Source organism: Bradyrhizobium oligotrophicum S58, assembly GCF_000344805.1.
Classification (GTDB): domain Bacteria; phylum Pseudomonadota; class Alphaproteobacteria; order Rhizobiales; family Xanthobacteraceae; genus Bradyrhizobium; species Bradyrhizobium oligotrophicum.
In genome coordinates, this window is the sequence record NC_020453.1 from 7,707,858 (window position 1) to 7,728,562 (window position 20,705).

The following is a 20,705-nucleotide window of genomic DNA, read 5'->3' on the forward strand; positions in this document are numbered from 1 at the left end:
CACCACCCGCTTCACCGCTCATGACTGCCCGCAACTGGTAGCACAGGACTGCTCGCGCAGGACGGAAGGCGTTCGATCGCGAGCGAGCGATGCGTACAGCTTTGCGCTCATTTGGCTAATCAGCACGTCATGGGACTTTCAAGAAGCGCTTCAAATTGCTCGATCATGGGCATCCGGCATAGTGGATGCGGACATGTCGAGGCGACGCAGGACGCATCGGTCACGTCGCCGCATCCGGGCGCCGCACGCTCTGGATCGAAGGCAAGGCCCCGCATTGGCGGGACCTTGCGCATTGCGGATACGTGAAGGCTTCAGTCGCCGTCCCAAGCTCCGTCCGAATAGCCGTCTCTGTAGCCGGACAGATAGCCACTGCCATAGCCATCACCATGGCTGCCGCCATATCCGGCGTCATACTCGTAGACACGGTAACGACGATAGACGACCGGAGGCGGCGAATAGTCCTCGTAGCTGTAGACATAGCTGGGAGCGGAACGGGCGGTCGCCGCAGACCCGAGAAGGGCTCCGATCGCCAGACCTCCCACCACGCCGGCTGCCACCGCCGCTCCGCGGTTGCCGCCGGCGCTGGCCGGCGTCGTGATCGTGGCTGCCATGGTCGATGCCACGATCAGAAGCGCGCAAATCCGTTTCATTCTGTTCTCCTTGCATTCGGCTCAGCCGTCGCGGCAGGAGAGTCGCGGTTGCGGCTTACGGCATCATTACAGATCGCGGCACCACGACCTCGTCATCAGAACGCCTCTGAACCCAGTTCGGTCCGCCGGCTGCCGTGCGTATGTCCGAACAACGCGATGAACGTGCGACCGCAGACGTCGTTACGGAGAAGAGACACCAGGTACAAAGAGGAATTTGAGATAGAGCGAGGCGAAGCATTGCAGGCCGTTCGGGGGCGTGGGGCTGGGTCACAACCCGAACGGCCTGCTCACTGGACTCCGACGACGTTCGAAGCCATGCGGTGCCAGCTTTTCTTGGAGAGGTGCCGCAGGTGGGACGGAGCCAACCTGATCAGGTCGAGCTTTCAGTTCTGCGACACCTCTCCAATGTCATTCCGGTCAAGCGCCACATCGTGGGGTGGAGAGTCATCGCTGCCGACACGCGCGGTCGATTGCGAAACTGATGTGACGTCGACCGCAAGGACAGTTCGAAAACTAGGTTCTCGCCCTTACCGCAGGATTACATCGCGCGTTCGATCGGGCACTCTCCGGGCCCGGACTACACCAGTGCAACCGACAGGAGCGAGGATCCGTCTACATCTGGCCCGGATCTCGCTCGCGCCGCATGTACCCGGGCATCTCTCCCATGGCTGATCGGGAAAAATCCAATGCGGGTGGTGTGTATGAACCCGGCTCTCGTGACGGATCACCCTGCCATCTCGAGGCTGCATCGGGACATCGCGCAGCGGGCGACCGATACATGCACGGACGAAGCACAACCAGTGTTGTTACGTGGCAACATCCGCAACATGTTTCGATGCCGCGCGACTTTTCTGAAAGCGCGTACTCCGGTCCAGATGTTACGGTTTCCGATGAGAACACCGACGTCTCATCGGAACGTGGTCCTCCGGAACAACAAATGTCGTACCCTTCGTGACCGGTTGCGCGGCCTGCCGACGACGATCGGTCAGCCGCGATTGACCCAGCTGATCAATGCTGAACAGAACTTCCAAATGTCTTGGATCGACAGGGATTGATCAGTTGATCGTCCTCGACGAGCCGTTGTTCGCGGAACCAAAATGAAACGGTTCGCCCTGGCCTGTATCCTGCAGCTCGGCCGCTACGCGGTTCTGCCGATCGTCGCGCTTGCCTGGGGGTTGTTCGTCCTCTGGCTCATGCTACTGGACGACTACACGAGGGCAGCACTCGTCACGGCTCCCCTCATGTTCTGCCTGGTGACGGCGGCAGTTGCGCTGGCACTTGGGATCCTGTTGCTGCCGACGCGAGCAGATCGGAGCAATGCCCTCGACGAGACCATGGCCCCCCATCTCTGGCGGATCTGGCGGGAGCTCGACCCCGCCTTTGCCAAGCGCAATCGCACGCCGCGGACCGATGCCGCGCTCAATGCCTCGATCGGCGAAACGCGCGCTTATGCCGGTATATTCGGGCAGCACGTCACCATGACCGTCGGACTGCCGTTGCTGATGATTTTCGACGAGCGCGCCGTCCGCGCGGTCATCGCGCATGAGGTCGCGCATGCCGAACTGCAGCACATCTCGGGCGGCGCCAACCTGCTGGACTTCCTGCGCGCGTGCGAGAATGTTCTCCACTACGCAAACCCCGACCGCACCGTCACCGGACGCCTCGCCGAACCGTTGCTGCGTTCGCTGCTGATCTGGCTGAACAGCGAATACAGCACGCTGTCGCGGCGGGACGAGCTGGCCGCCGACAGTCGTGCCGCACAGTGGATCGGACAGGCTGAGATGGCGCGCGCCCTGACTCTGTTGGCCGGCTGCACGGTGCGTCTGCGCGAGCTGGTGTTTGCTCCCTTGGAAAGCGACATGCTCGGAGCGATCCGCGTACCGGCCACGCCGCTGCAGCGGATGTCGGCACAGCGCGCCGAGATCCGCGCCGATGACGCGCTTGCCGCCGCGGCGGCCACGGCAATGACGGAGGAAAAAGACGACCCGGATTCGACGCACCCGCCGTTCAGCAAGCGGCTTGCCAATCTCGGCTACACCGCAATTCCCGCGATCGATCCGGTCGAGACGCCGGCCATCGAGCGGCTGCTGGTGCCGGAGGCCGCGCGCGAGCTATCAGCGCGGCTCGACGCCGAATGGCGCAAAATGGCACAGACCTGGGTGCAGGTGGGGATGTGATCGCAGCCTGCCGCGCTCCCGCGCACCACTGGAACGCATCTCGTTCTGTGCTATAATTGCCTCGTGCACGATCCCCGGGAGTCTTCGGTGCAGCGCGCGCAGGTCAAGGTCGACGTCCAGGCCCACGAGCCGGACTGGACGCCTGCGCGGCAGGAGCTGTGGCAGCGCATCGTCGCGCATGACTTCGAGCCCGATACGCCGCTCAACTTCACGCAACGCCTCGCCCGCGACCATGGCTGGAGCCTCGACGAGGCCCGCGTTGCCATCGAGGCCTATCGCCGCTTCTGCTTCCTCGCGATGGTCTCGCCAACGCCGGTCACCCCGAGCGAGGCCGTCGACGAGGTCTGGCACCAGCATCTGATCTATTCGCGCGACTATTGGACCGTCTGGTGCGGCGAGCGGCTGCAGGCGCCGCTGCATCATGATCCCACTCCGGGCGGCGCTGAGGCGCAGATGACCTATCGCCGGCAATATGCCGAGACCCTGGCGCTGCACGAACGCTTCTTCGGACCACCCAGCCCCGATCTGTGGCCTGCAACACATCTGCGCTTCGCCGGCCCGCGTTATCACGTCACGGACCGCAATATCTGGCTCATCCTGCCGCGGCCTCGCGCTTGGCTGCGGCGACTGTTTGGGAGATGAACACTTGCCGCTCAATCCATTCGACTGGACGGCCGGCCCCTTTTTGCTGCTCTATGTCGCCTGTGCCGGCATTCTCTTCTGGCTTGCCTTTCAGGCGCGGCGGATGATCGGTCCCGCCGCAGCCACCATCCATCCGCTGACCGAGCTTGAGCTGGCCTATCTGTCCGGCGGCGAGCGCCGGCTCGGTGACGCGGTGCTGCTCGGCTTCGCCGCCAGCAAGGCCGCAACTTTCACGCCGCGCGATCACAGGATCACGGTCTCGGACCAGACGCCGCTGGCCGCCCTGATCGATCGGCCGCCGCCGCTCAAGCTGCATCCCGAGATGACGCGGACGGAATTCCAGACGGCACTGGCGCCGCTTGCCCTCCAGCTCCAGGATCGCCTGAGGGCCATCGGCTATTATCCGACTGATCCGCAGATGAAAGCCTTCCGCAGCGCGGTACTGCCATTCGTCGGCGCCCTGCTGCTGTTCGGCGCCATCAAGGCCGTCGTCGGCACCGAGCGGCATCACCCGGTCGGCTTCCTGCTCATCCTGCTCGCCGCGACCTGCCTGGCGGCCTATGTGCTGGCGAAGCCACCGACGCGGACGCGCGCCGGCGTCGACGCGCTCCGCAGCTACCAGGCATCCCACGCCCGCGTTGCCCGAGCGCCACGCGAGCATGAATTGCTGCTGGCGGTGGCGCTGTCGGGCGCCGTGGTGTTGTCCGGCACCGCTTATGCCTCGGTGCTGGCAACCTCCAAGGCACTGAGCAGTAGTGGGGGAGGATGCGGCGGCGGAGGCTGCGGGGGCGGTGGTGGCGGCGGATGCGGTGGCTGCAGCTGACAATCACCGGTGCGCGCCGTTGCCGTCGGCATCGAAGTCTTCCCTATGAGGGCGCAAGGCCGCATCATGGCCATTGCTAAATCTCGATCTCGCCACCGACTCGTTCAGAGAATGTCTCATGCAGGCGGTCAACCAGATCACTGGAGCTCGGCGTGTTCTGGCGTGACGTTTTCCTCACCCTCCTGGTTGCGCTGATCGTCTTGAGCTTTCTCCGTCCACTGCGGAGCTCACGGCCCCGTGACGACTCGACGCTGATGGAGAACGGCGAGGGATATCTGCACCACCATTTGCCTGAACTGATCAGCGAGATCGAGGGCGCCGGCGACATCCGGCTTGCTGCGATCGGCATCAACCACCGCGTCGAGCGCTACTACAAGCGAAGCATCACGATCGACTCCCCGGAGCAATTGGAAGAGGCTGTCGTTCAGATCATCGGGCAGCTATTGGCTGCACCACACTGTTTTGATTATCAGAATAATCCAATTTAGGCGCGCCCGCAATCGGCCCCCGCAAATCTCAGCTGTTCTGCACCAGCACCTCGCGCAGCGCGTCCGTCAGGCGCGCGAGCTCGGCTTCCGAGCCGATGGTGATGCGAAGGTAGTCGGCGATGCGCTCCGCCGTGAAGTGGCGGACGAGCACCGCGCGCTCGCGCAGCGCGGCGGCCAGCGCCTGGCCAGAGCGGTCCGGATGGCGCGCAAAGACGAAATTGGCGCTGGACGGCAGCACCTCGAAGCCGAGCCCGGCCAGCGCGGCGGTGAGGTCGGCGCGGTTCTTGATGATGACCGCGCGCGCCTGCTGGAAATACGCGTCGTCCTCGAGCGAGGCGATTGCGCCGGCCTGGGCCGGGCGGCCGAGCGGATAGGAATTGAAGCTGTCCTTGACCCGGGTCAGGCCCGCGATGAGTCCGGCATCGCCGATCGCATAGCCGACGCGCAGGCCGGCGAGCGCGCGCGACTTCGACATCGTCTGCACGACCAGGAGATTGGGGTAGTCGCGGATCAGCGGGATCGCCGTCTCGGCGCCGAAATCGACATAGGCCTCGTCGACCACGACAGCCGCGTCGCTGCGCGCCGACACCAGCCGCGCGATCTCCGCGCGCGACAGCGCGATTCCCGTCGGCGCATTCGGATTGGCCACGATCACCGGCCCGGCACGGCCGAGATAGTCGTCGACGCGCACGCGCATCCCGGCGTCGAGCGGAACCGTCGTGTAGTCGATTCCCAGGAGCCGGCAGTAGACCGGATAGAAGCTGTAGGTCACGTCGGGGAACAGCAGCGGCGACGACTGCTTCAGCAGCGCCGCGAAGGTGTGCGCGAGCACCTCGTCGGAGCCGTTGCCGACGAAAACCTGGTCGGGCGCGACCTCGTGATAGTCGGCCAGCGCCTCGCGCAGGCGCGTCGCCTGCGGGTCGGGATAAAGGCGCAGCGTGTCGGCGGCCGTCGCCCGGATGGCCTCGATGGCCTTCGGCGATGGTCCGAACGGGCTCTCATTGGTGTTGAGCTTGACGAGGCCCGGTATCTGCGGCTGTTCGCCGGGCACGTAGGGCGACAGCCCCCGGGCGAGCTCCGACCAGAAACGGCTCAAGATCGTCCTCCTGCGGACCCGTGACGCGCCCAACGGCCGATCGACCGGAGGCGACCGAAGCGCAAATTGAACGTGTGACGTTGCATCCGTAAATGGCGCGCCCGACACGATTCGAACGACCGCCCCTCAAATCCGCAGTTCAATACCATCTCCTCGCTCCGCTGTGCGACCGTACGTCACGGCGAAACGAAAGCCAAGCGACCCTCAATCGCCAGGCGTCCATCGAACATCTTCGTACCGCAGCGGCGGGCTGTCCCACGACGAGATGGCGCGGGTCACCGCAGCCGCGATCAGCTCCTCGATTCCGGGAGCACAGCCGACCACGCCGGCAGAAACAATGTCGTCACGCGCCAGCTCCACCATCAATCTTGGCATGTCGCGCGCGCCATGCAGCCCTTCACCGGAAAACAGGCCGACCACGACTGCGGGACCGGAAACCTGCCGCGCAACTTCACCAAGGTGTGGCCGCTCCTCCAGGAATGCAGTCCGGACATCTGCAAACACGGCGCTGTGGCCAATCTCCTTTGCTATCTGTTCGGCCGCTTCGCGGGATTCGGACCTGCGCCGAGAGCCATGCGCCAACAAGACGACGGCACAGTCCGCCGGTGAAACATCGGTCGCTTTGGCAGCCCGCCGTGCGCATTGCGTGATGAACGCCGGCAGGGCGGGATCCATGCCGAGCGGAGGCAGGCTCATGACCTCCCGCTTACGATGCCTGTCGGCGTCGTCGAGCAGTTGCACCAGGCGGTCACGGCTGAAATAGCCCGACGACACGAACAGCGGATAGACGATGACCCGGTGCGCCGTCAGCCGGCGCAGCGCCGCTTCGATGCCGGGCTCACCGGAGATGAAGCCGACCCCGACCTCGGATACGAGACCGCGAGCGGACAGCGCTTGCGCGATCCGCCATACGCCGTCATTGCCCGCTCCCTCCCGCCGTTCGCCATGGGCGGCGAGCAGCAGCGCCGTGTCGAACGGATGCGGCTCAGTGGCTGGTCCCATCGGAGAAGGTGATCTTGTTCCAGACGTTGTACTTGCCCGAGGGGCGCGACATCGGCAGCCGCTTCAGCTCGGTGAACGTTTGCGCATCGTACACCACGAGCGCACCCTGATCCTCCCAGATCGACACCAGCGCATGCCGGCCGCTCTTGTCGAACTCGACATGGGCGGCCGTCTTGCCTGGCTCCGGCGTGATGCTGCGCACCACTTCGAGGCTACGCTTGTCTATGATCGACAGGGTGTCCTTTTTCGCGCCCATCATGCTGTCGGTCCAGGCATAGGGCGTGTTCTCGTGGCTGCGCATGAAGAAGCCGGGACCGGGCGTCTCGATCACTTTCACCTCCGACCAATCCTGCATGTCGAGCACGCTGATCTTGCCTTCCTTCAACAGCGGCGTCGCCATCACGCGGCGGCCGTCCCAGGTCCATGAGATGCCGGAGCCGAGATGCGGCAGGCCGGGCAGATCGAGCTGCTTGACGTCGCGGCCGACGGTGAGGTTGACGACGATCGCCCTGCCCTCGCGCGCCGAGCCGATCAGGTTGCGATAGGGCGGATCGAAAAAGAAGTCGTCGAGCGGCTCCGGCACCTCGATCCGGCGCAGCGCGAACAGGCCCTGCGACGACGGCAGCGCCTCGATCATGCCCTTCTCGTGGCTATGGACGAAGCCCGGATAGACCGGCGGCGCATTCGGATCGGTCGCGATCTCCCAGATCTCGCCGACGTCCTTGAGCGCGGCAATGAAGCTGTCGCGCGGCGGCGCCTGGTAGACGGCCGAGACGCGCGAGGACTTGCCGTGCTTGTCCTTGACGTCGAAGATCTTCTCCACGGAGAGATCGTCGGTCGACAGCATCACCAGCGTGTGCGGCAGATAATTGGCGACCGCGATGTGCTTGCCGTCGCGCGAGATGGCGATGTTGCGCGCATTGATCCCGGCGCGTACCTCCGCCAGCATGGTCAAGGTCCACAGATCATATTTGCTGACCCAGCCGTCGCGCGACATGAAGAACACGTAACGGCCGTCGGGGGTGAATTTCGGCCCGCCATGCAACGCGAAGCGGGTCTGGAACCGCGTCAACGGCTCGAAGCGGTCGCCATCGAGGATGGTGGCGTGATGATCGCCGGCCTCGACCACGACGAACAGGTTCATCGGATCGGCATCGAAGCGCGGCCTGTCCAGTTTCTCCGCCTGCGCGTGCACGACGCGGCTCGCCTCGATCTCATGCTGGCCCCAGACGGGAATGTCCGGCAGCGGCGTCGAGATATAGGCGACGAGTGCGGCGATCTCGTCCTTGGCGAGCTTGCCGGCAAAACCTGGCATCTGCGTCGCCGTGCGGCCATCGGCGATGACGGCGCCCGCCCGCGCCCCCATCATGCGGCCGAGATTTTCCGGCAGCAATGCCGGCCCGAGCCGGCCGAGACGGTCGGCGCCGTGACACTCCGCGCAATTGTCCGCGAACAATTTTGTGGCATCGGGTTCGGCGCGGGCCGCCCCCGTCAGCGCAGCAGCGACCAACAAGGCTTCAAGCAGACAGCGGAGCTTCATGACTCATTCCGCGGTAGAGTGAGGTCTTGACGCGGTCGACCGGCCCGGCCAGCCCGATCTCTGCATCGGTGAGGTAGCAGCCGGGGTCCTCGGCCCAGGCATCGCCGGTGATCCGCAGCGCGCGCACGCGCGTATTGCCATTGCAGATGTCGATATACGCGCAGGCGCCGCAACGGCCGCCGACCAAGCGCGGCTTGCGCTTCAGGCCGGCCATGATCGGGTCCGACAGGTCGGTCCAGATCGCCGAGAACGGCCGCTCCTTGACGTTGCCGAGATCGTGGTGCCACCACATCGTATCCGGATGCACGTTGCCGAGATTGTCGATGTTGGCGACGTTGACGCCCGAGGAATTGCCACCCCAGCGCTTGAGCTTGGCGCGTAGCGCGTCTACGGCGGACGGCACGTTGCGCGCCGCCCATTGCAGCAGATAGATCGCGTCGGCATCGTTGTTGCCGGTGACGATCTCCATCTCGCTGCCGGCTTGCGCCCAGCGCCAGGCGCGTGCGATCACCATGTCCATGGCCTCGCGCGTCGTCTGCCATAGCGCATCGTCGCCACGGTTCTTGTTGCCGCGCCCGGCATAGACCAGATGCGACAGATAGAATTTTGGAAAACCTTCGCGCTCGACCAGGTCGAGCAGCAGCGGCAGCTCCGCCGCGTTGTCCTCCGTCATCGTGAAGCGGACGCCGACCTTGATGCCGCGATCGCGCAGGCGCCGCAGCCCGCCCAGCGCCTGCTCATAGGCGCCCTCCTTGCGGCGGAAGCGGTCGTGGGTCGCGCCGATGCCGTCGAGCGAGATGCCGACATAATCGTAGCCGATGTCACGGATGCGATCGGCCATCGCGTCGTCCACCAAGGTGCCGTTGCTGGACAGGCCGACATAGAAGCGCATCGCCTTGGCACGCTGCGAAATCTCGAAGATGTCACGACGCATCAAGGGCTCGCCGCCGGACAGGATCAGCACGGGCACGCGGAATGCCTTGAGATCGTCCATGACGTCGAAGACTTCGGCGGTCGACAATTCGCCGGGAAAGTCGACATCGCCCGAGATCGAGTAGCAATGCTTGCAGGTGAGGTTGCAGCGGCGGATCAGGTTCCAGATCACCACGGGTCCCGGCGGCTGCCGCACCGGCCCGGTGGGCGGCGGCTCGTGCAGGTCACGCAGATATTGGCTCAGGCGGAACATGACCCGTCTCCTCAGGCAGCGATGCGAAGTCCAGTCTTCTTCAGGATCCGGGTCGAGAACAGCACCTCGTGCGCACGCGCCGCGGGACCGATCAGGCGGGCGATGTCGGCAACCTCAGACCTGACCTCGTCGCGCGTGCGGCCATGCACCATGGCGAACAGATTGTACGGCCACAGCGGCAGATGGCGCGGACGCTCATAGCAATGGGTGACGGCATCGAGCGCGCCGACCATGGCGCCGACCTCAGCGATTTCCTCGTCGGCGACATCCCACACCGACATGCCGTTAGCGGTGAAGCCGAGCGCATAATGGTTCGGGATCGCACCGATGCGCCGGATCGCCCCGCGCGCCAGGAGGTCCTGCAGTCGCGCGATCACCTGGGCCTCGGGCAGGCCGAGCTGGTCCGCCAGCGCGGCATAGGGCTCGCGCACCAGCGGCAAGCCGCCTTGCGTGGCGGCAATCAGCTTGCGATCGATGGCATCAAGCATGGATTACACCTCCACCCGGAAGCCGACGAAAAACTCCTGCCGCTTAGGCATCGCATGGACGACAAGCCCGGTCTCGCGCTCGATCTCGGCCAAGACGGCGTCGATCCGCGCCGGGTCCTCGGAGGAGACGACGAACCACATGTTGAGCGCGTGGCCGCGCTCGTAGTTATGCGCGACCTCGGGATGGGCATTGACCTGGTTGGCCACCGCATCGAACCGCGCCGGCGGCACGGCGATCGCGGCGAGGCACACGGCGCCGCCGAGCTCCACGGCGTTCCACAGCGGCCCGAACCGGCTCAACTGACCCGCCGCGATCAGTTCGCCGACGCCTTCAATCAATTCATCCTCGGTGAGCCCGAGCGCAGCGCCGGCTTCGCGGAAGGGCCGCGACGTCAGCGGAAAACCGCCTTGCAGGCCGTTGATGATCGCGCGTCCCGTCGGATCCACGATGCCCATCAGCTCGCCTCCTTCAGCTCGGCGAAAACAGCGCCGCGCTGCTTGAAGCAGCGGGTCGAGAACAGCACGTCGTGCGGCAGCAGCCCGGTGTCGGCCTGCAGCGCGAGATCGTCGAGCACGGCATAGGCCTCATCGCGCGATTTCGCGTGCACCATGCAGAACAGATTGTAGCGCCAGAACGGCAGGCGCCGCGGCCGCTGGTAGCACAGGGTCACGCGCGGATGGCGCGCGAACATGGCGGCAACGGCATCGACCATGTCGTCCGGCACGTCCCACACCGCCATCGCATTGGCGCGGTAGCCGAGCTTGTCGTGACGCAGGACGCAGCCGAACCGTGTGACGACGCCGGCGGCGACCAGATGCTCCAGCCGGCCGATCACATCGGCTTCGTCGAGACCAAGCGCGTCGGCGACCGCGCGATAGGGCGTCTCGACCAGCGGCAGGCCATCCTGGATCGCGGCGAGAATATTGCGGTCGGCGGGCGCGGGTGTATAGCCGATCGCGCCGGCCTTGGTGCGCGGCTGCGACGTCTCGGGACTGAGCGAAAAGCCAAGTCCGAGATGATAGGCGCGCAGCATCGGCAGATCGAGCACCGCAATCCCGGTCTGCGCAGCGATGCTGCGCATCGCAGAACGGATCGCATCCACATTGGCGCCGGCCAGCACGAACCACAGGTTCAAATCATGCGTGCGCTCGTAGTTGTGCGTGACCAGCGGCTGCCGGCTCACCAGCGTGGCAACCTGCTCCAGCCGTTCCGCCGGCACCTGCATCACCGCCAGCGTCGAGGCGCCGACCGTGTTCGGCCGCACCACGGCGCCGATCCGCGAGATCACCTCGCGCGCATGCATGGCGCGGAAGATGCCGATCGTCTCGGTCTGGTTCAGCGCCGCGGAGCGTCCGACGACCTCGAACGGCCGCTCGACCAGCGGAAAATTGTGCTGCCAGCGATCGATCAAGGCGAGTTCGGTCGGGTTCGGCGTCATTGTCCAATCCTCGTCGCACGCACGGTGAAGAAAATTCCGGAGGGCTTCTGCGCCGGGATCTCGGCCTTCTTGGCAAACGTCGTGGCGTCATAGACGTCGACCCGGTCGGCATCGCGCACGGAGACCCAGACCTCATTGCCACGCGGCGTGAACTCCATGTGCAGCACCGCCGGTCCCGGCGCGAAGCGGTGCACGATCTTCAGCGACAGCGTGTCGACGATTTCGATGGTGTCGTTGCGCGGATGCGCAAAGTTGACCCAGACGTAGCGACCGTCGGGCCGCGCCACCGCGAACACCGGCTGGCCATGGGTGGCGATGCGGCCGACCTCCTTGAAGTCGCGCAGATCCACCGCGATCAGATCGTGGTGGCCGACAGCCGGCAGCAGCAGCCGGTCGCCGACGGCGGCCCAGCCTTCGAGATGCGGCATCTTGTAGACCGGCAGCGGCTCCTCGCCCTTGCCATATCCGTTGAGGATGCGCTCGGCCCTGAGCGGCGTCTGCCAAGTGTCGACATGGACGACACCGTCCTCACCGAACAGGCCGGCGAGATAATGCCTGCCATCCGGTGTGACGTTGCCGTCATAGGGCAGCTTGCCGATGCCGGTCAGCTTGGTGAGCTGCGGCGCCTTGGCGTCGGTGAGATCGGCGACCCAGATCTCGCCGGCGTCGTATAGCGACCACGCGAAGCGCCGCCCCGGCAGGTCGACGAGGCCGAGCGTCTTCGACGATTTTCCATCGGCGCCGGTGGCGGGAATGTCGATGACGGGATCGAGCGTCTTCGCATCGAATACGCGCACCCCGCCCGGTTCGTAGTTCGAGACGGCGATCAGCGTGCCATCGTCGGAGATGGCGCCGCCGATCGCATTGCCGGCCTGCACGATACGCCTCACGATCGAGGCCGTCAGCAGGTCGACCTTGGTCAGCCCGCCGTCGCGACCAAACACGAAGGCGAAACGCTGGTCCGGCGAGAACACGACGGAAGCATGCGAGAGATCGCCGAGCCCCTCGACGCGGCCGATCGTCCCGCGCTGGCTGGTATCGACGACCAGCACAGAGCCGGTGGCGCGCTCGATGACGATGCCGAGATCGCCGGTGCCGCGCAATTCGGTCGCCTGCGCCAGCAACGGCAGCATGCAGACGAGCGCAAACCACAGCTTCGTTCCGAGCCTCATGGCAGATTGCCCTCCTGCAGCCGCGCGACGATCCAGCGAGCATCCTCTTCGCTGATCAATGGACGCCAGGGCGGCATCGGCGTGCCCGGCACACCGTCGAGCACGATGCTGACGAGTTGATCGCTGTTCCAGGCACGCAGATGATCCGGCGTCAGCGGCTTGCCGAGCCCGCCCTTCAAGGTCAGCCCGTGACAGGAGCCGCAGTCCTGCCGCACCAGATTGGCGAGCTTGGCAGGGTCCGGCGAGGCTTCACCCGCGCAGGCGACCGTCGTCGCCACGATCCACAGGCCGATGGCGCTAGGCCACGACGGAGATGGCACCGACATCGGTCCCATGGTTCTGCTCACTCCGCTGCAAGGCCATGCCGGCGACACGGCCGATGATGAACAGCACGGGTCCGGTGAATGCCGCCTCGCGCGTCACTGCTGTGAGCGCGTCCAGGCGTGTGCATATTCGCCGCTCCTGTGCCGTCGTTCCTTGACACACCGCAAGCACCGGCAACGATCCCGGCAGCCCGCGCGCGATCAGGTTGCGCGTGATCTCCTCGACATTGGCGAGGCCCATGTAGACGACCAGCGTCGTGTCCGGATCGGCCAGGCTGTCCCAGTCGAGCTCGAGCGGCTCATCGGCTTTGCGATGGCCGGTCACATAGCGAACGCCGGTGGCGAGCCCGCGATGAGTCAACGGAATCCGCGCCGCGGCCGCACAACCCTGCGCCGCCGTGATGCCCGGAATCACCTCATAAGGAATGCCTGCGGCCTCGAGCTCGGCAGCCTCTTCCGAACCGCGGCCGAAGATGAAGGGATCGCCACCCTTCAGGCGGACCACGGTGCGCCCGGCCCGGCCGAGCTTCACAAGAATATCGTTGATCTCGACCTGCGGCACCGGATGCAAGCCGGCCTGCTTGCCGACATTGATACGGGCGACGCCGTCACTGATGGTGGCGAGAATGCCGTCGGGCACCAGGCGGTCGTAGACCACGACGTCGGCCGCGGCGATCGCACGCACCGCCTTGACCGTCAGAAGCTCGGGATCGCCCGGACCAGCCCCGACCAGATAGACCTTTCCCATCGACATTGCGCGCGCTCCAGCCATCTTCGCTTTCTGCTGACGCCGATGGCGTGGCGATGCTCTCGCCACACCATCGGGCTTCGCGTTCACGTTCAGTAGACGTCGTTTCGCGTGTTGTAGACGTTGAACTTGCCGGTGGGCGTGACCAGCCGCTTGTCGCGGATCACCGTCTTCATCGTCAGCGTCTTGTCATCGACGACCACGATCGCCGATTCCTGCGCCTTGTTGTTCCACACGGAGAACCAGATCTCGTTGCCCTCCTTGTTGAACTCGCCCTGCACCACGCGACGGGCGCCTTCGGAGATGCCCGACCATTGGCCGATCGGCAGCACCTTGTATTCAGGCTTCTCCTTGGTGAGGTCCTTGATCTTGAAGACGGCGACCGAGGAGGAGATTTCGGCGTCGGTGTTCAGCGGCGTATCGACGTAGATGTTCTCCGACTTCGGATGGGTCTTGATGAACAGCGAACCGCCGCCCTGGCCGTCGACCGTCTGCACCACCTTCCAGGCGTTGTCCTTGTGCTTCTCGGGATCGGAGCCGATGAACGAGATGGTCTCGTTGCCGAGATGGCTGGTGGCCCAGACCGGCCCGAACTTCGGATGCTCGAAATTCGCGCCGCGGCCCGGATGCGGCGTCTGGCCGCCCGACTCCAACACCTTGACCAGCTTGTCCTCCTTGGTGTCGATGATCGCGATCCGATGCCGCGCATTCGCCGCCACGAAGAAATAGCGCCCGGTCTTGTCGAAGCCGCCATCATGCAGGAAGCGCTCGGCTTCGATCGCGGTCACCTTCAGGTTCTTGATGTCCTTGTAGTTGACCAGCAGGGTCTGTCCGGTCTCCTTGATGTTGACCACGAACTCCGGATTGTAGTGCGAGGCCACGATCGAGGCGACACGCGGCTCCGGATGGAATTCCTGCGTGTCGTAGGTCATGCCGCGGGTCGAGACCACCTTGAGCGGCTCCAGCGTCGCGCCATCCATCAGCACGTATTGCGGCGGCCAATAGGCACCGGCAATGGCGTACTTGTCCTCATAGCCCTTGAACTTCGAGGTCTCGACCGAGCGCGCCTCGGTGCCGATCTTGAGCTCGGCGACCGTCTGCGGCGGGTCCATCCAGAGATCGACCAGATTGAGCTTGGAGTCGCGGCCGACCGTGTAGAGGTAGCGGCCGGAGGCCGACATGCGCGAGATGTGCACGGCGTAGCCGGTCTGCAGGATCAGCTCGATCTTCTTGGTGGTGCCGTCGATGAGAGCGACCTCGCCGGCATCGCGCAGCGTCACCGCGAACAGGTTGTCGATGTCGAGCTTGTTCAGCTTCTTGGTCGGCCGCTGCGCCACCGGCACGATGACCTTCCAGCTGTCCTTCATCTCCTTGAGGCCGAACTCCGGCGGCTGCGCCGGGTCGTTGAGCAGATAGCGCGCCATCAGCGCCACTTCGGCCTCCGAAAGCTGGCCGGACGAACCCCAGTTCGGCATGCCGCCGGGCGATCCGTAGGTGATGAAGTCGCGCAGATAGTCGAAGCCGAGCTTCTTGGTCAGGTCAGGCGTCAGCGGCTTGCCCGTGGCGCCCTTGCGCAGCACGCCATGGCAGCCGGCGCAGCGCTCGAAATAGATGCGGTTGGCCTGATCGAACTCCGCCTTGCTCAGCACGGGATCGCCCGGTTTGGTGCCCGGCTGTTCGGTCGGCTTCGCGCCCAGCGTGTCGAGGCTCGGCTGGTACTGGCCGCCCGGCGTCGTCTTGTGTTGTTGGACGTCGGCAGGCTTTGGCGCTGCGCTGTCAGCCTGCGCATTCGCCGCGACCGGTCCCAGAATTGCTCCGCCGATGACGGCTATGCCGCCTGTCAGCATCGCAAGTAAAAAAGCGCGATTCCGCATTCGATCCTCTCCCAGCATAAGAATTGGTGTCGACCTTATGCCCGAGGACGTCGCGGACCGCCTTGACCGCAGTTAAGCCGCCCATTGACCTGCCTCAATGCGGAGCAGTGAGACAGCGGCCTGATGCCCGACATGCGAAACGCCTCGGGTGGGATATGTCTGCTGCGATGAGCAAGGTCCTGAGCGGTTTTGTGCTCGCGATAGGCCTTATGGCCGGCGCGGCTGATGCCGCCGATCTTCAGGTCGCAGCGCAGTTCTTCGCATCATCGACACCGGTGACGGTCGAGGCGGCACAGGGCAAGCCGCCGGCCGCGCCGGTCAAGGCCGCGGACGGGCGTCTCCTCGGCTACGCCTTTTCGACCCTCGATGTCTCCGGCTCGGTCGGCTATGCCGGCCGGCCGCTCGACATCGTTGCCGCGATCACGACCGACGGAATCGTCACCGGCGCGACCATTGTCGCGCATGAGGAGCCGATCCTGGTGATCGGCATTCCCAAGGATGCCCTTGCGGCCTATGTCGCCAATTTCAAGGGCTTCGACATCAGGCCGGGCGCCTCGCTGAAGCCGTCCGACGATCTCTCGCGCGGACCGCACGCGGTGGCGGGCGCCACCATCACCTCGACGGTGATCCGCGACGCGATCCTGCGCTCGGCCCGCGCGGTGTTGCGCAGCCGCGTGGCGGTGACCGACACCGCACCGCGACTGGACCGCGAGACGCTGCGCCGCCTGTCCTGGCAGGGCCTGCTCGCCGAAGGCGCCGTGCAGCGCCGGCTGATCTCGCGCGGCGAAGCGGCAAAGCGCCTGGGCACGCAGGACGGCGAGCCGGACAAGCCTTTCATCGACCTGTGGCTCGCGCTCGCCACGCCGCCGCCGATCGGCGAGAGCCTGCTCGGCCAGCGCGGCTATGAGGCCGAAATGGGCAAGGTCGGCACCGAGGACGATCTGGTGCTGATCGGCGCCTCCGGCCTCTATTCGTTCAAGGGCACGGCGTGGCGGCAGAGCGGCACGTTCGAGAGGATCGAGCTGGTGCAGGGCAGCCGCACCATCGCCCTGAAAGCCGCCGACCACACGGCGATCGAGGCGCTGCATGCGGCGGGCGCGCCGGAGCTGCGCGAGATCGCGGTGTTTCGTATTCGGCATGCGAGCGGCTTCGATCCGACCAAGCCATTCCGGCTCGACCTCGATCTCGGCGCACCGTCATCGGCCGCAGGTCCCGCTGTCGTCGGCATCGACTACCGCATTCCCGACCGCTATCTGATCGCGCCGCCGCCGCCCTCAACGCCATCGACCCCTGCAGCGTCCGCGGCAGCCGCGCAGGCGCAGAGCCCGGTCTGGCAGGACATCTGGTGGAGCCGCCGCTACGAGATCGGCGTGCTCGGCGCCATGCTCGCCGTGTTGGCCGCGATCCTGGTGTTACAGGATACGGTGACCGCCCACGGCCAATTCTACTATCGCCTGCGCACCGGCTACATGCTGCTGACCCTGGTGTTTCTCGGCCTGATCGCCAATGCGCAGCTGTCGGTGGTGAATGTCCTCACCTTCATTCACGCGCTGCTCTCGGGCTTTCGCTGGGAGCTGTTTCTGCTTGATCCGCTGGTGTTCCTGCTGTGGAGCTTCGTCGCCGTCTCGATGCTGTTCTGGGGGCGTGGCGTGTTCTGCGGCTGGCTGTGTCCGTTCGGCACGCTGCAGGAGCTGTCCAATCATCTGGCGCGGCGGATCGGCATCAAGCAGATCGAGGTGCCGTTCGGGCTGCACGAGCGGCTCTGGATGATCAAATATGTCGGCTTCGTCGCCATCCTCGCCATCTCCTTGCGCTCGATCCTCGCCGCCTTCACGGTGGCCGAGATCGAGCCGTTCAAGACCACGATCACGATGAAGCTGATGCGCGAATGGCCGTTCGTGCTGTATGCGTTGACCCTGCTCGGCGCCGGACTGTTCATCGAGCGCTTCTACTGCCGCTACCTCTGCCCGCTCGGCGCGGCGCTGGCGATCCCTGCCCGCATGCGCATGTTCGAATGGCTGAAGCGCTACCGGGAATGTGGCGCCGAATGCCATGTCTGCGCCCGCCGCTGCACCGTGCAGGCGATCCATCCGCTCGGCCAGATCAACCCGAACGAATGCATCTACTGCCTGAAATGCCAGGCCAACTACTTCGATAGCGAGACCTGCCTTCATCTGAAGAAGCGCGCGCAACGGCGCACGCCCTTGCCGCCGCCGACTTCGGCTCCTCCGGCCCGGTCATCGTGAGAACGCACATGCCGCACGCGCATCCGACACGCCGCCGCTTCATCACCATCTTCGCAGCTGCAGCCGCAAGCACGTTCGGCGGCGCGGCCCATCCTGCTGATGTCGACTACGAATGGACCGGCACCGCGATGGGGGCCGCCGCCCGCATTCTCCTCAACATGCCTCGCGCGCAAGACGCGCGTGGGATCATCGACCTCGTCGAGGCGGAAATCGAGCGTCTGGAAACGATCCTGAGCTTGTTCCGGTCCGACTCACAATTGTGTCGGCTCAATCGAGAGGGGTATCTCGCACAACCGAGCAGCGATCTACGCCGGGCCCTTGGATTGGGTCTCGGCATCTCCAGGCTCACCGACGGCCTGTTCGATCCGACCGTGCAGGCGCTTTGGGAGGCTCATGTCGACTGGTTCAGGGATCAGGATCACACCACGCTGCCGCCCGACGGGGTGATCGCTTCTGCGCGACGCCTGGTGAATTGGCGGAAGGTGCAAGTCGCACCCGATGTGATCCGCCTCGGCGAAGGTCAGCGCATCACGCTCAACGGACTTGGCCAGGGCTATGTCACCGATCGTGTGGCGGAGCTGCTTGTTGGCCGCGGCCTGACCAACGTCCTGGTCGATCTCGGCGAGCAGCGCGCGCTTGGACCGCGCCCCGACCACTCACCCTGGCTGATCGCCCGCCGCGACGCCGCGTCGATCGCGCTCAGTCGTGGCGCTCTCGCCACGTCCGAAGGCTCAGGCTGTGTGCTGGGCGCCCGCGGCGCCGCGCACCATTTGTTCGATCCGCGCAGTGGCCGCAGCGCCCAGCAGTGGCAAACGATCACCGTCCATCACGACTCGGCCGCGGTTGCCGATGCGCTTTCGACCGCGTTCTCCGTGGCAAGCGCCGACGAGCTGCAGCGGTTGCAGCCGAGGGTGGGACGCCCCGCGATCTGGGCGACCGACCTGACCGGCCGGCATCATCACTGGCCGGCGAGCAACCCGGAAAACATCGCCGGGTGAACACGAGGCACAGACGGCTTTAAGCCTAAGCGGACTTGGCGGCCGGCTGGATCGCAACCGGACGGTCGCGACACATGAGCCGCGGCTTGATGGGACAAGGCGCCGTGTCGCAGTCGACGAGTTGGCAGAGCTGGGCCATATCGCGCACCACGACGTTGGACGCGCGGACATCGACGCCGACCGAGCGCAGCTTGGCAAACACCCGCGACAGGGATTCGGGCTTGAGACCGAGCCGGCCGGCAATCAGGGACTTGTCGTAGGGCAGCTTGATCGTGCATGGCCCCGTGGTGCCTGGCGCCAGCGAGGCCAGGAATTCCGCGACCCTCTGCATGGCGCTCCGCGCCATCAACCGCTCGATCTGCAGCGCCAATCGATGCAGGTGCTGCGACGTCGACGCGATCATCGCGATCGCGACTTCGGGCATCCCGCGAATGCAGCTCAGCACGTGGCCGGCGGGAATGACCATGACCCGCGTCGCGGTCGCTGCGCGGGCCGTGGCGGGATAGTGGCCGGATGTAAAGGTGACGGCCTCGGCAAGGCTCTCGCCCTTGCCCAGCACGTTGAGCACCGCCTCGTCGCCCGCCGCCGTGACTCGATACAGCTTGATCCACCCCTCCATGATGATGAAGAACGCCTCCGCTGCGTCACCCTGCCGGAACAGCGCGCGCCCTGGACGAAGGTTCAGGATGCTGGCTCCATCGAGCAGGACGGCCATCTCGTGCGGCTTGAGGCCGCTCAAGACAGGGATCTGCGCAGCGAGCTCGATATCAACCGGAGTGGGCGCTGCCATCGTTTCATCCCTGGGTGAGTTTTGATTCCGCTCAACTTCGTCCATTCGTGGTCAGTCAAATTGACATGCGTCAATATGCAGCCCGAGCACGTCGGAGCTCACCGCGACAGAACAGCACGGCAGTACCTACGCCGAGACGTAGGACGCACCGGGGGCCCCGTGCAGGAAGCCGTTGGCAAACGGAACGTCCGGATAGAGCTCGCGCAAGCAGAGTTCTGCTGCTTCGGCCTCCACGCGGCCCGCCAGGACCGCCTGGAATTGCCTGGACACCGCGACCATGTCGCAGGCCTGAGGCGACAGCCGCAGCGATCTCACGCCGCCTTGCTTCAGACGATCGAGATCACCGAGCAGGTTCGAGCAGGCATGCGACAGCGTCTGCACGCCATTCATGTTGAGGAACGCCTGATCCTCCAGCGTCGTCACGACGAGGCCGTCCGGATCCTGCTCGCACACGAAGCGGCAATTGTCCTTGGCGAGCTTGTGGAGGCGGGCGTGATAGCAGCGCGCGGAGATCGCGAGCGGCACACGGCCGAAGGCGAACACTTCGATCGCGACCTGCGGCACGGCGCCGGCGATCGCGGCAACCGAAGACAGCGGCAGCTCCGGCGGCAGGCAGATCCGGGTGGCGCCCTTGGCGGCATGAAACGCGGCGCTGGCCTCGTTGTAGATGTTGACGAACGGACCGATGGCGTGCGGCCGGCCGGCGATCGACTTGAGGCAGGTGAGGTCGTTGACCTCGACGAGACCGTCGCCGAATTCGGCGAGGCTGGCCGTCTGCCGGCGCTCGCGCCGCAACGACACCAGGACCAGCGATCCCAGCAGCACCTGCTTGCCGGCCGCTGCAAGCCGTTCGATGACTTCAGGCAGATACGGCTCGAAGAACGGCGCGCGCTTCGAGCACACGACCTCGCCGACCACGACGCGGTCGACCGGCGCCTCGTCGGCGATGCGAAAGTAGAAATCACGCCAGCGCTCCGGCTGCCAATTGTAGAGCACGGGCCCCAAAGTGAGTTGCATTCGCTC

Annotated in this window: 20 protein-coding genes; 6 read left to right on the top strand and 14 right to left on the bottom strand. The window is 65.4% G+C overall.

The window, feature by feature from the left end; all coding sequences use genetic code 11:
- Nucleotides 1-311: 311 nt before the first annotated feature.
- Nucleotides 312-650: a hypothetical protein gene (locus S58_RS33360; RefSeq protein ID WP_015669851.1), complete on the bottom strand. Its 339-nt coding sequence runs from the start codon at nt 648-650 to the stop codon at nt 312-314.
- Between the two features lie 1,097 nt (nt 651-1,747).
- On the opposite strand from S58_RS33360, the gene S58_RS37040 reads away from it, so the two are divergent.
- The 4 genes from S58_RS37040 (at nt 1,748) to S58_RS33385 (ending at nt 4,780) form a co-directional block, all read left to right on the top strand.
- Nucleotides 1,748-2,827, top strand: a complete 1,080-nt coding sequence (locus S58_RS37040; protein ID WP_015669852.1) for a M48 family metalloprotease — start codon at nt 1,748-1,750, stop codon at nt 2,825-2,827.
- A gap of 87 nt (nt 2,828-2,914) precedes the next feature.
- Nucleotides 2,915-3,469 carry a glycine-rich domain-containing protein gene (locus S58_RS33375; protein ID WP_015669853.1) on the top strand — a complete coding sequence of 185 codons (555 nt, stop codon included), beginning with the start codon at nt 2,915-2,917 and terminating at the stop codon, nt 3,467-3,469.
- Between the two features lie 4 nt (nt 3,470-3,473).
- Nucleotides 3,474-4,292: a TIGR04222 domain-containing membrane protein gene (locus tag S58_RS33380; RefSeq protein ID WP_015669854.1), complete on the top strand. Its 819-nt coding sequence runs from the start codon at nt 3,474-3,476 to the stop codon at nt 4,290-4,292.
- Nucleotides 4,293-4,444: 152 nt separating this feature from the next.
- The gene (locus S58_RS33385; protein WP_015669855.1) at nt 4,445-4,780 is read left to right on the top strand and encodes a cobaltochelatase CobT-related protein; all 336 of its coding nucleotides are present in this window, start codon (nt 4,445-4,447) and stop codon (nt 4,778-4,780) included.
- A 28-nt stretch (nt 4,781-4,808) separates the two neighbouring features.
- On the opposite strand, the gene hisC is transcribed toward S58_RS33385, so the two are convergent.
- The 11 genes from hisC to S58_RS33440 form a co-directional block, all read right to left on the bottom strand.
- On the bottom strand, nt 4,809-5,876 hold the full coding sequence (gene hisC / locus S58_RS33390; RefSeq protein ID WP_015669856.1) for a histidinol-phosphate transaminase: 1,068 nt from the start codon (nt 5,874-5,876) through the stop codon (nt 4,809-4,811).
- A gap of 204 nt (nt 5,877-6,080) precedes the next feature.
- Nucleotides 6,081-6,878 (bottom strand): CbiX/SirB N-terminal domain-containing protein, encoded by a 798-nt coding sequence (locus S58_RS33395; protein ID WP_015669857.1) that lies wholly within the window; start codon nt 6,876-6,878, stop codon nt 6,081-6,083.
- Complete coding sequence (locus S58_RS33400; protein ID WP_015669858.1) at nt 6,862-8,418, bottom strand: cytochrome D1 domain-containing protein; 1,557 nt, start codon at nt 8,416-8,418, stop codon at nt 6,862-6,864. Before S58_RS33400 ends, S58_RS33395 begins: the two co-directional genes overlap by 17 nt.
- Nucleotides 8,396-9,604: a heme d1 biosynthesis radical SAM protein NirJ gene (gene nirJ / locus S58_RS33405; protein WP_015669859.1), complete on the bottom strand. Its 1,209-nt coding sequence runs from the start codon at nt 9,602-9,604 to the stop codon at nt 8,396-8,398. Before nirJ ends, S58_RS33400 begins: the two co-directional genes overlap by 23 nt.
- Nucleotides 9,605-9,615: 11 nt before the next feature.
- On the bottom strand, nt 9,616-10,092 hold the full coding sequence (gene ahbB, locus S58_RS38850; RefSeq protein WP_015669860.1) for a siroheme decarboxylase subunit beta: 477 nt from the start codon (nt 10,090-10,092) through the stop codon (nt 9,616-9,618).
- 3 nt (nt 10,093-10,095) lie between these two features.
- Nucleotides 10,096-10,548, bottom strand: a complete 453-nt coding sequence (locus S58_RS38855) for an Lrp/AsnC family transcriptional regulator (RefSeq protein ID WP_015669861.1) — start codon at nt 10,546-10,548, stop codon at nt 10,096-10,098.
- Nucleotides 10,548-11,531 (bottom strand): siroheme decarboxylase subunit beta, encoded by a 984-nt coding sequence (gene ahbB, locus S58_RS33420; RefSeq protein WP_015669862.1) that lies wholly within the window; start codon nt 11,529-11,531, stop codon nt 10,548-10,550. Before ahbB (S58_RS33420) ends, S58_RS38855 begins: the two co-directional genes overlap by 1 nt.
- On the bottom strand, nt 11,528-12,703 hold the full coding sequence (locus S58_RS33425; protein WP_015669863.1) for a cytochrome D1 domain-containing protein: 1,176 nt from the start codon (nt 12,701-12,703) through the stop codon (nt 11,528-11,530). The genes ahbB (S58_RS33420) and S58_RS33425 overlap by 4 nt, the downstream gene beginning before the upstream one ends.
- Nucleotides 12,700-13,038: a c-type cytochrome gene (locus S58_RS33430; RefSeq protein WP_015669864.1), complete on the bottom strand. Its 339-nt coding sequence runs from the start codon at nt 13,036-13,038 to the stop codon at nt 12,700-12,702. The genes S58_RS33425 and S58_RS33430 overlap by 4 nt, the downstream gene beginning before the upstream one ends.
- Entirely contained in the window at nt 13,001-13,780 is a 780-nt protein-coding gene (cobA, locus tag S58_RS33435) for a uroporphyrinogen-III C-methyltransferase (RefSeq protein ID WP_015669865.1), read from the bottom strand. The genes S58_RS33430 and cobA overlap by 38 nt, the downstream gene beginning before the upstream one ends.
- An 86-nt stretch (nt 13,781-13,866) precedes the next feature.
- The gene (locus tag S58_RS33440) at nt 13,867-15,648 is read right to left on the bottom strand and encodes a nitrite reductase (protein WP_042340392.1); all 1,782 of its coding nucleotides are present in this window, start codon (nt 15,646-15,648) and stop codon (nt 13,867-13,869) included.
- A 167-nt stretch (nt 15,649-15,815) separates the two neighbouring features.
- Between S58_RS33440 and S58_RS33445 the strand changes: the two genes are divergently transcribed.
- Together S58_RS33445 and S58_RS33450 are read left to right on the top strand one after the other, a co-directional pair.
- Nucleotides 15,816-17,894 carry a NosR/NirI family protein gene (locus S58_RS33445; protein WP_015669867.1) on the top strand — a complete coding sequence of 693 codons (2,079 nt, stop codon included), beginning with the start codon at nt 15,816-15,818 and terminating at the stop codon, nt 17,892-17,894.
- A gap of 128 nt (nt 17,895-18,022) precedes the next feature.
- On the top strand, nt 18,023-18,892 hold the full coding sequence (locus tag S58_RS33450) for an FAD:protein FMN transferase (protein ID WP_160167623.1): 870 nt from the start codon (nt 18,023-18,025) through the stop codon (nt 18,890-18,892).
- A gap of 25 nt (nt 18,893-18,917) precedes the next feature.
- Here the strand turns inward: S58_RS33450 and S58_RS33455 are convergent, their stop codons facing one another.
- On the bottom strand, nt 18,918-19,682 hold the full coding sequence (locus S58_RS33455) for a Crp/Fnr family transcriptional regulator (RefSeq protein WP_015669869.1): 765 nt from the start codon (nt 19,680-19,682) through the stop codon (nt 18,918-18,920).
- 126 nt (nt 19,683-19,808) lie between these two features.
- Nucleotides 19,809-20,699 (bottom strand): ubiquinone anaerobic biosynthesis protein UbiV, encoded by an 891-nt coding sequence (gene ubiV / locus S58_RS33460; RefSeq protein ID WP_015669870.1) that lies wholly within the window; start codon nt 20,697-20,699, stop codon nt 19,809-19,811.
- Nucleotides 20,700-20,705 lie beyond the last annotated feature (6 nt).

Excerpts from the sequence above, each read along its gene's own strand:
- S58_RS33425 (WP_015669863.1), bottom strand. The coding sequence starts at position 12,703 with ATGAGGCTCGGAACGAAGCTGTGGTTTGCGCTCGTCTGCATGCTGCCG.
- S58_RS33450 (WP_160167623.1), top strand. The coding sequence starts at position 18,023 with ATGGGGGCCGCCGCCCGCATTCTCCTCAACATGCCTCGCGCGCAAGAC.
- nirJ (WP_015669859.1), bottom strand. The coding sequence starts at position 9,604 with ATGTTCCGCCTGAGCCAATATCTGCGTGACCTGCACGAGCCGCCGCCC.
- S58_RS33445 (WP_015669867.1), top strand. The coding sequence starts at position 15,816 with ATGAGCAAGGTCCTGAGCGGTTTTGTGCTCGCGATAGGCCTTATGGCC.
- S58_RS33360 (WP_015669851.1), bottom strand. The coding sequence starts at position 650 with ATGAAACGGATTTGCGCGCTTCTGATCGTGGCATCGACCATGGCAGCC.
- ahbB (WP_015669860.1), bottom strand. The coding sequence starts at position 10,092 with ATGCTTGATGCCATCGATCGCAAGCTGATTGCCGCCACGCAAGGCGGC.
- ahbB (WP_015669862.1), bottom strand. The coding sequence starts at position 11,531 with ATGACGCCGAACCCGACCGAACTCGCCTTGATCGATCGCTGGCAGCAC.
- S58_RS33395 (WP_015669857.1), bottom strand. The coding sequence starts at position 6,878 with ATGGGACCAGCCACTGAGCCGCATCCGTTCGACACGGCGCTGCTGCTC.
- S58_RS38855 (WP_015669861.1), bottom strand. The coding sequence starts at position 10,548 with ATGGGCATCGTGGATCCGACGGGACGCGCGATCATCAACGGCCTGCAA.
- S58_RS33430 (WP_015669864.1), bottom strand. The coding sequence starts at position 13,038 with ATGGGACCGATGTCGGTGCCATCTCCGTCGTGGCCTAGCGCCATCGGC.
- S58_RS33400 (WP_015669858.1), bottom strand. The coding sequence starts at position 8,418 with ATGAAGCTCCGCTGTCTGCTTGAAGCCTTGTTGGTCGCTGCTGCGCTG.
- S58_RS33440 (WP_042340392.1), bottom strand. The coding sequence starts at position 15,648 with ATGCGGAATCGCGCTTTTTTACTTGCGATGCTGACAGGCGGCATAGCC.
- cobA (WP_015669865.1), bottom strand. The coding sequence starts at position 13,780 with ATGTCGATGGGAAAGGTCTATCTGGTCGGGGCTGGTCCGGGCGATCCC.
- S58_RS33455 (WP_015669869.1), bottom strand. The coding sequence starts at position 19,682 with ATGGCAGCGCCCACTCCGGTTGATATCGAGCTCGCTGCGCAGATCCCT.
- S58_RS37040 (WP_015669852.1), top strand. The coding sequence starts at position 1,748 with ATGAAACGGTTCGCCCTGGCCTGTATCCTGCAGCTCGGCCGCTACGCG.
- ubiV (WP_015669870.1), bottom strand. The coding sequence starts at position 20,699 with ATGCAACTCACTTTGGGGCCCGTGCTCTACAATTGGCAGCCGGAGCGC.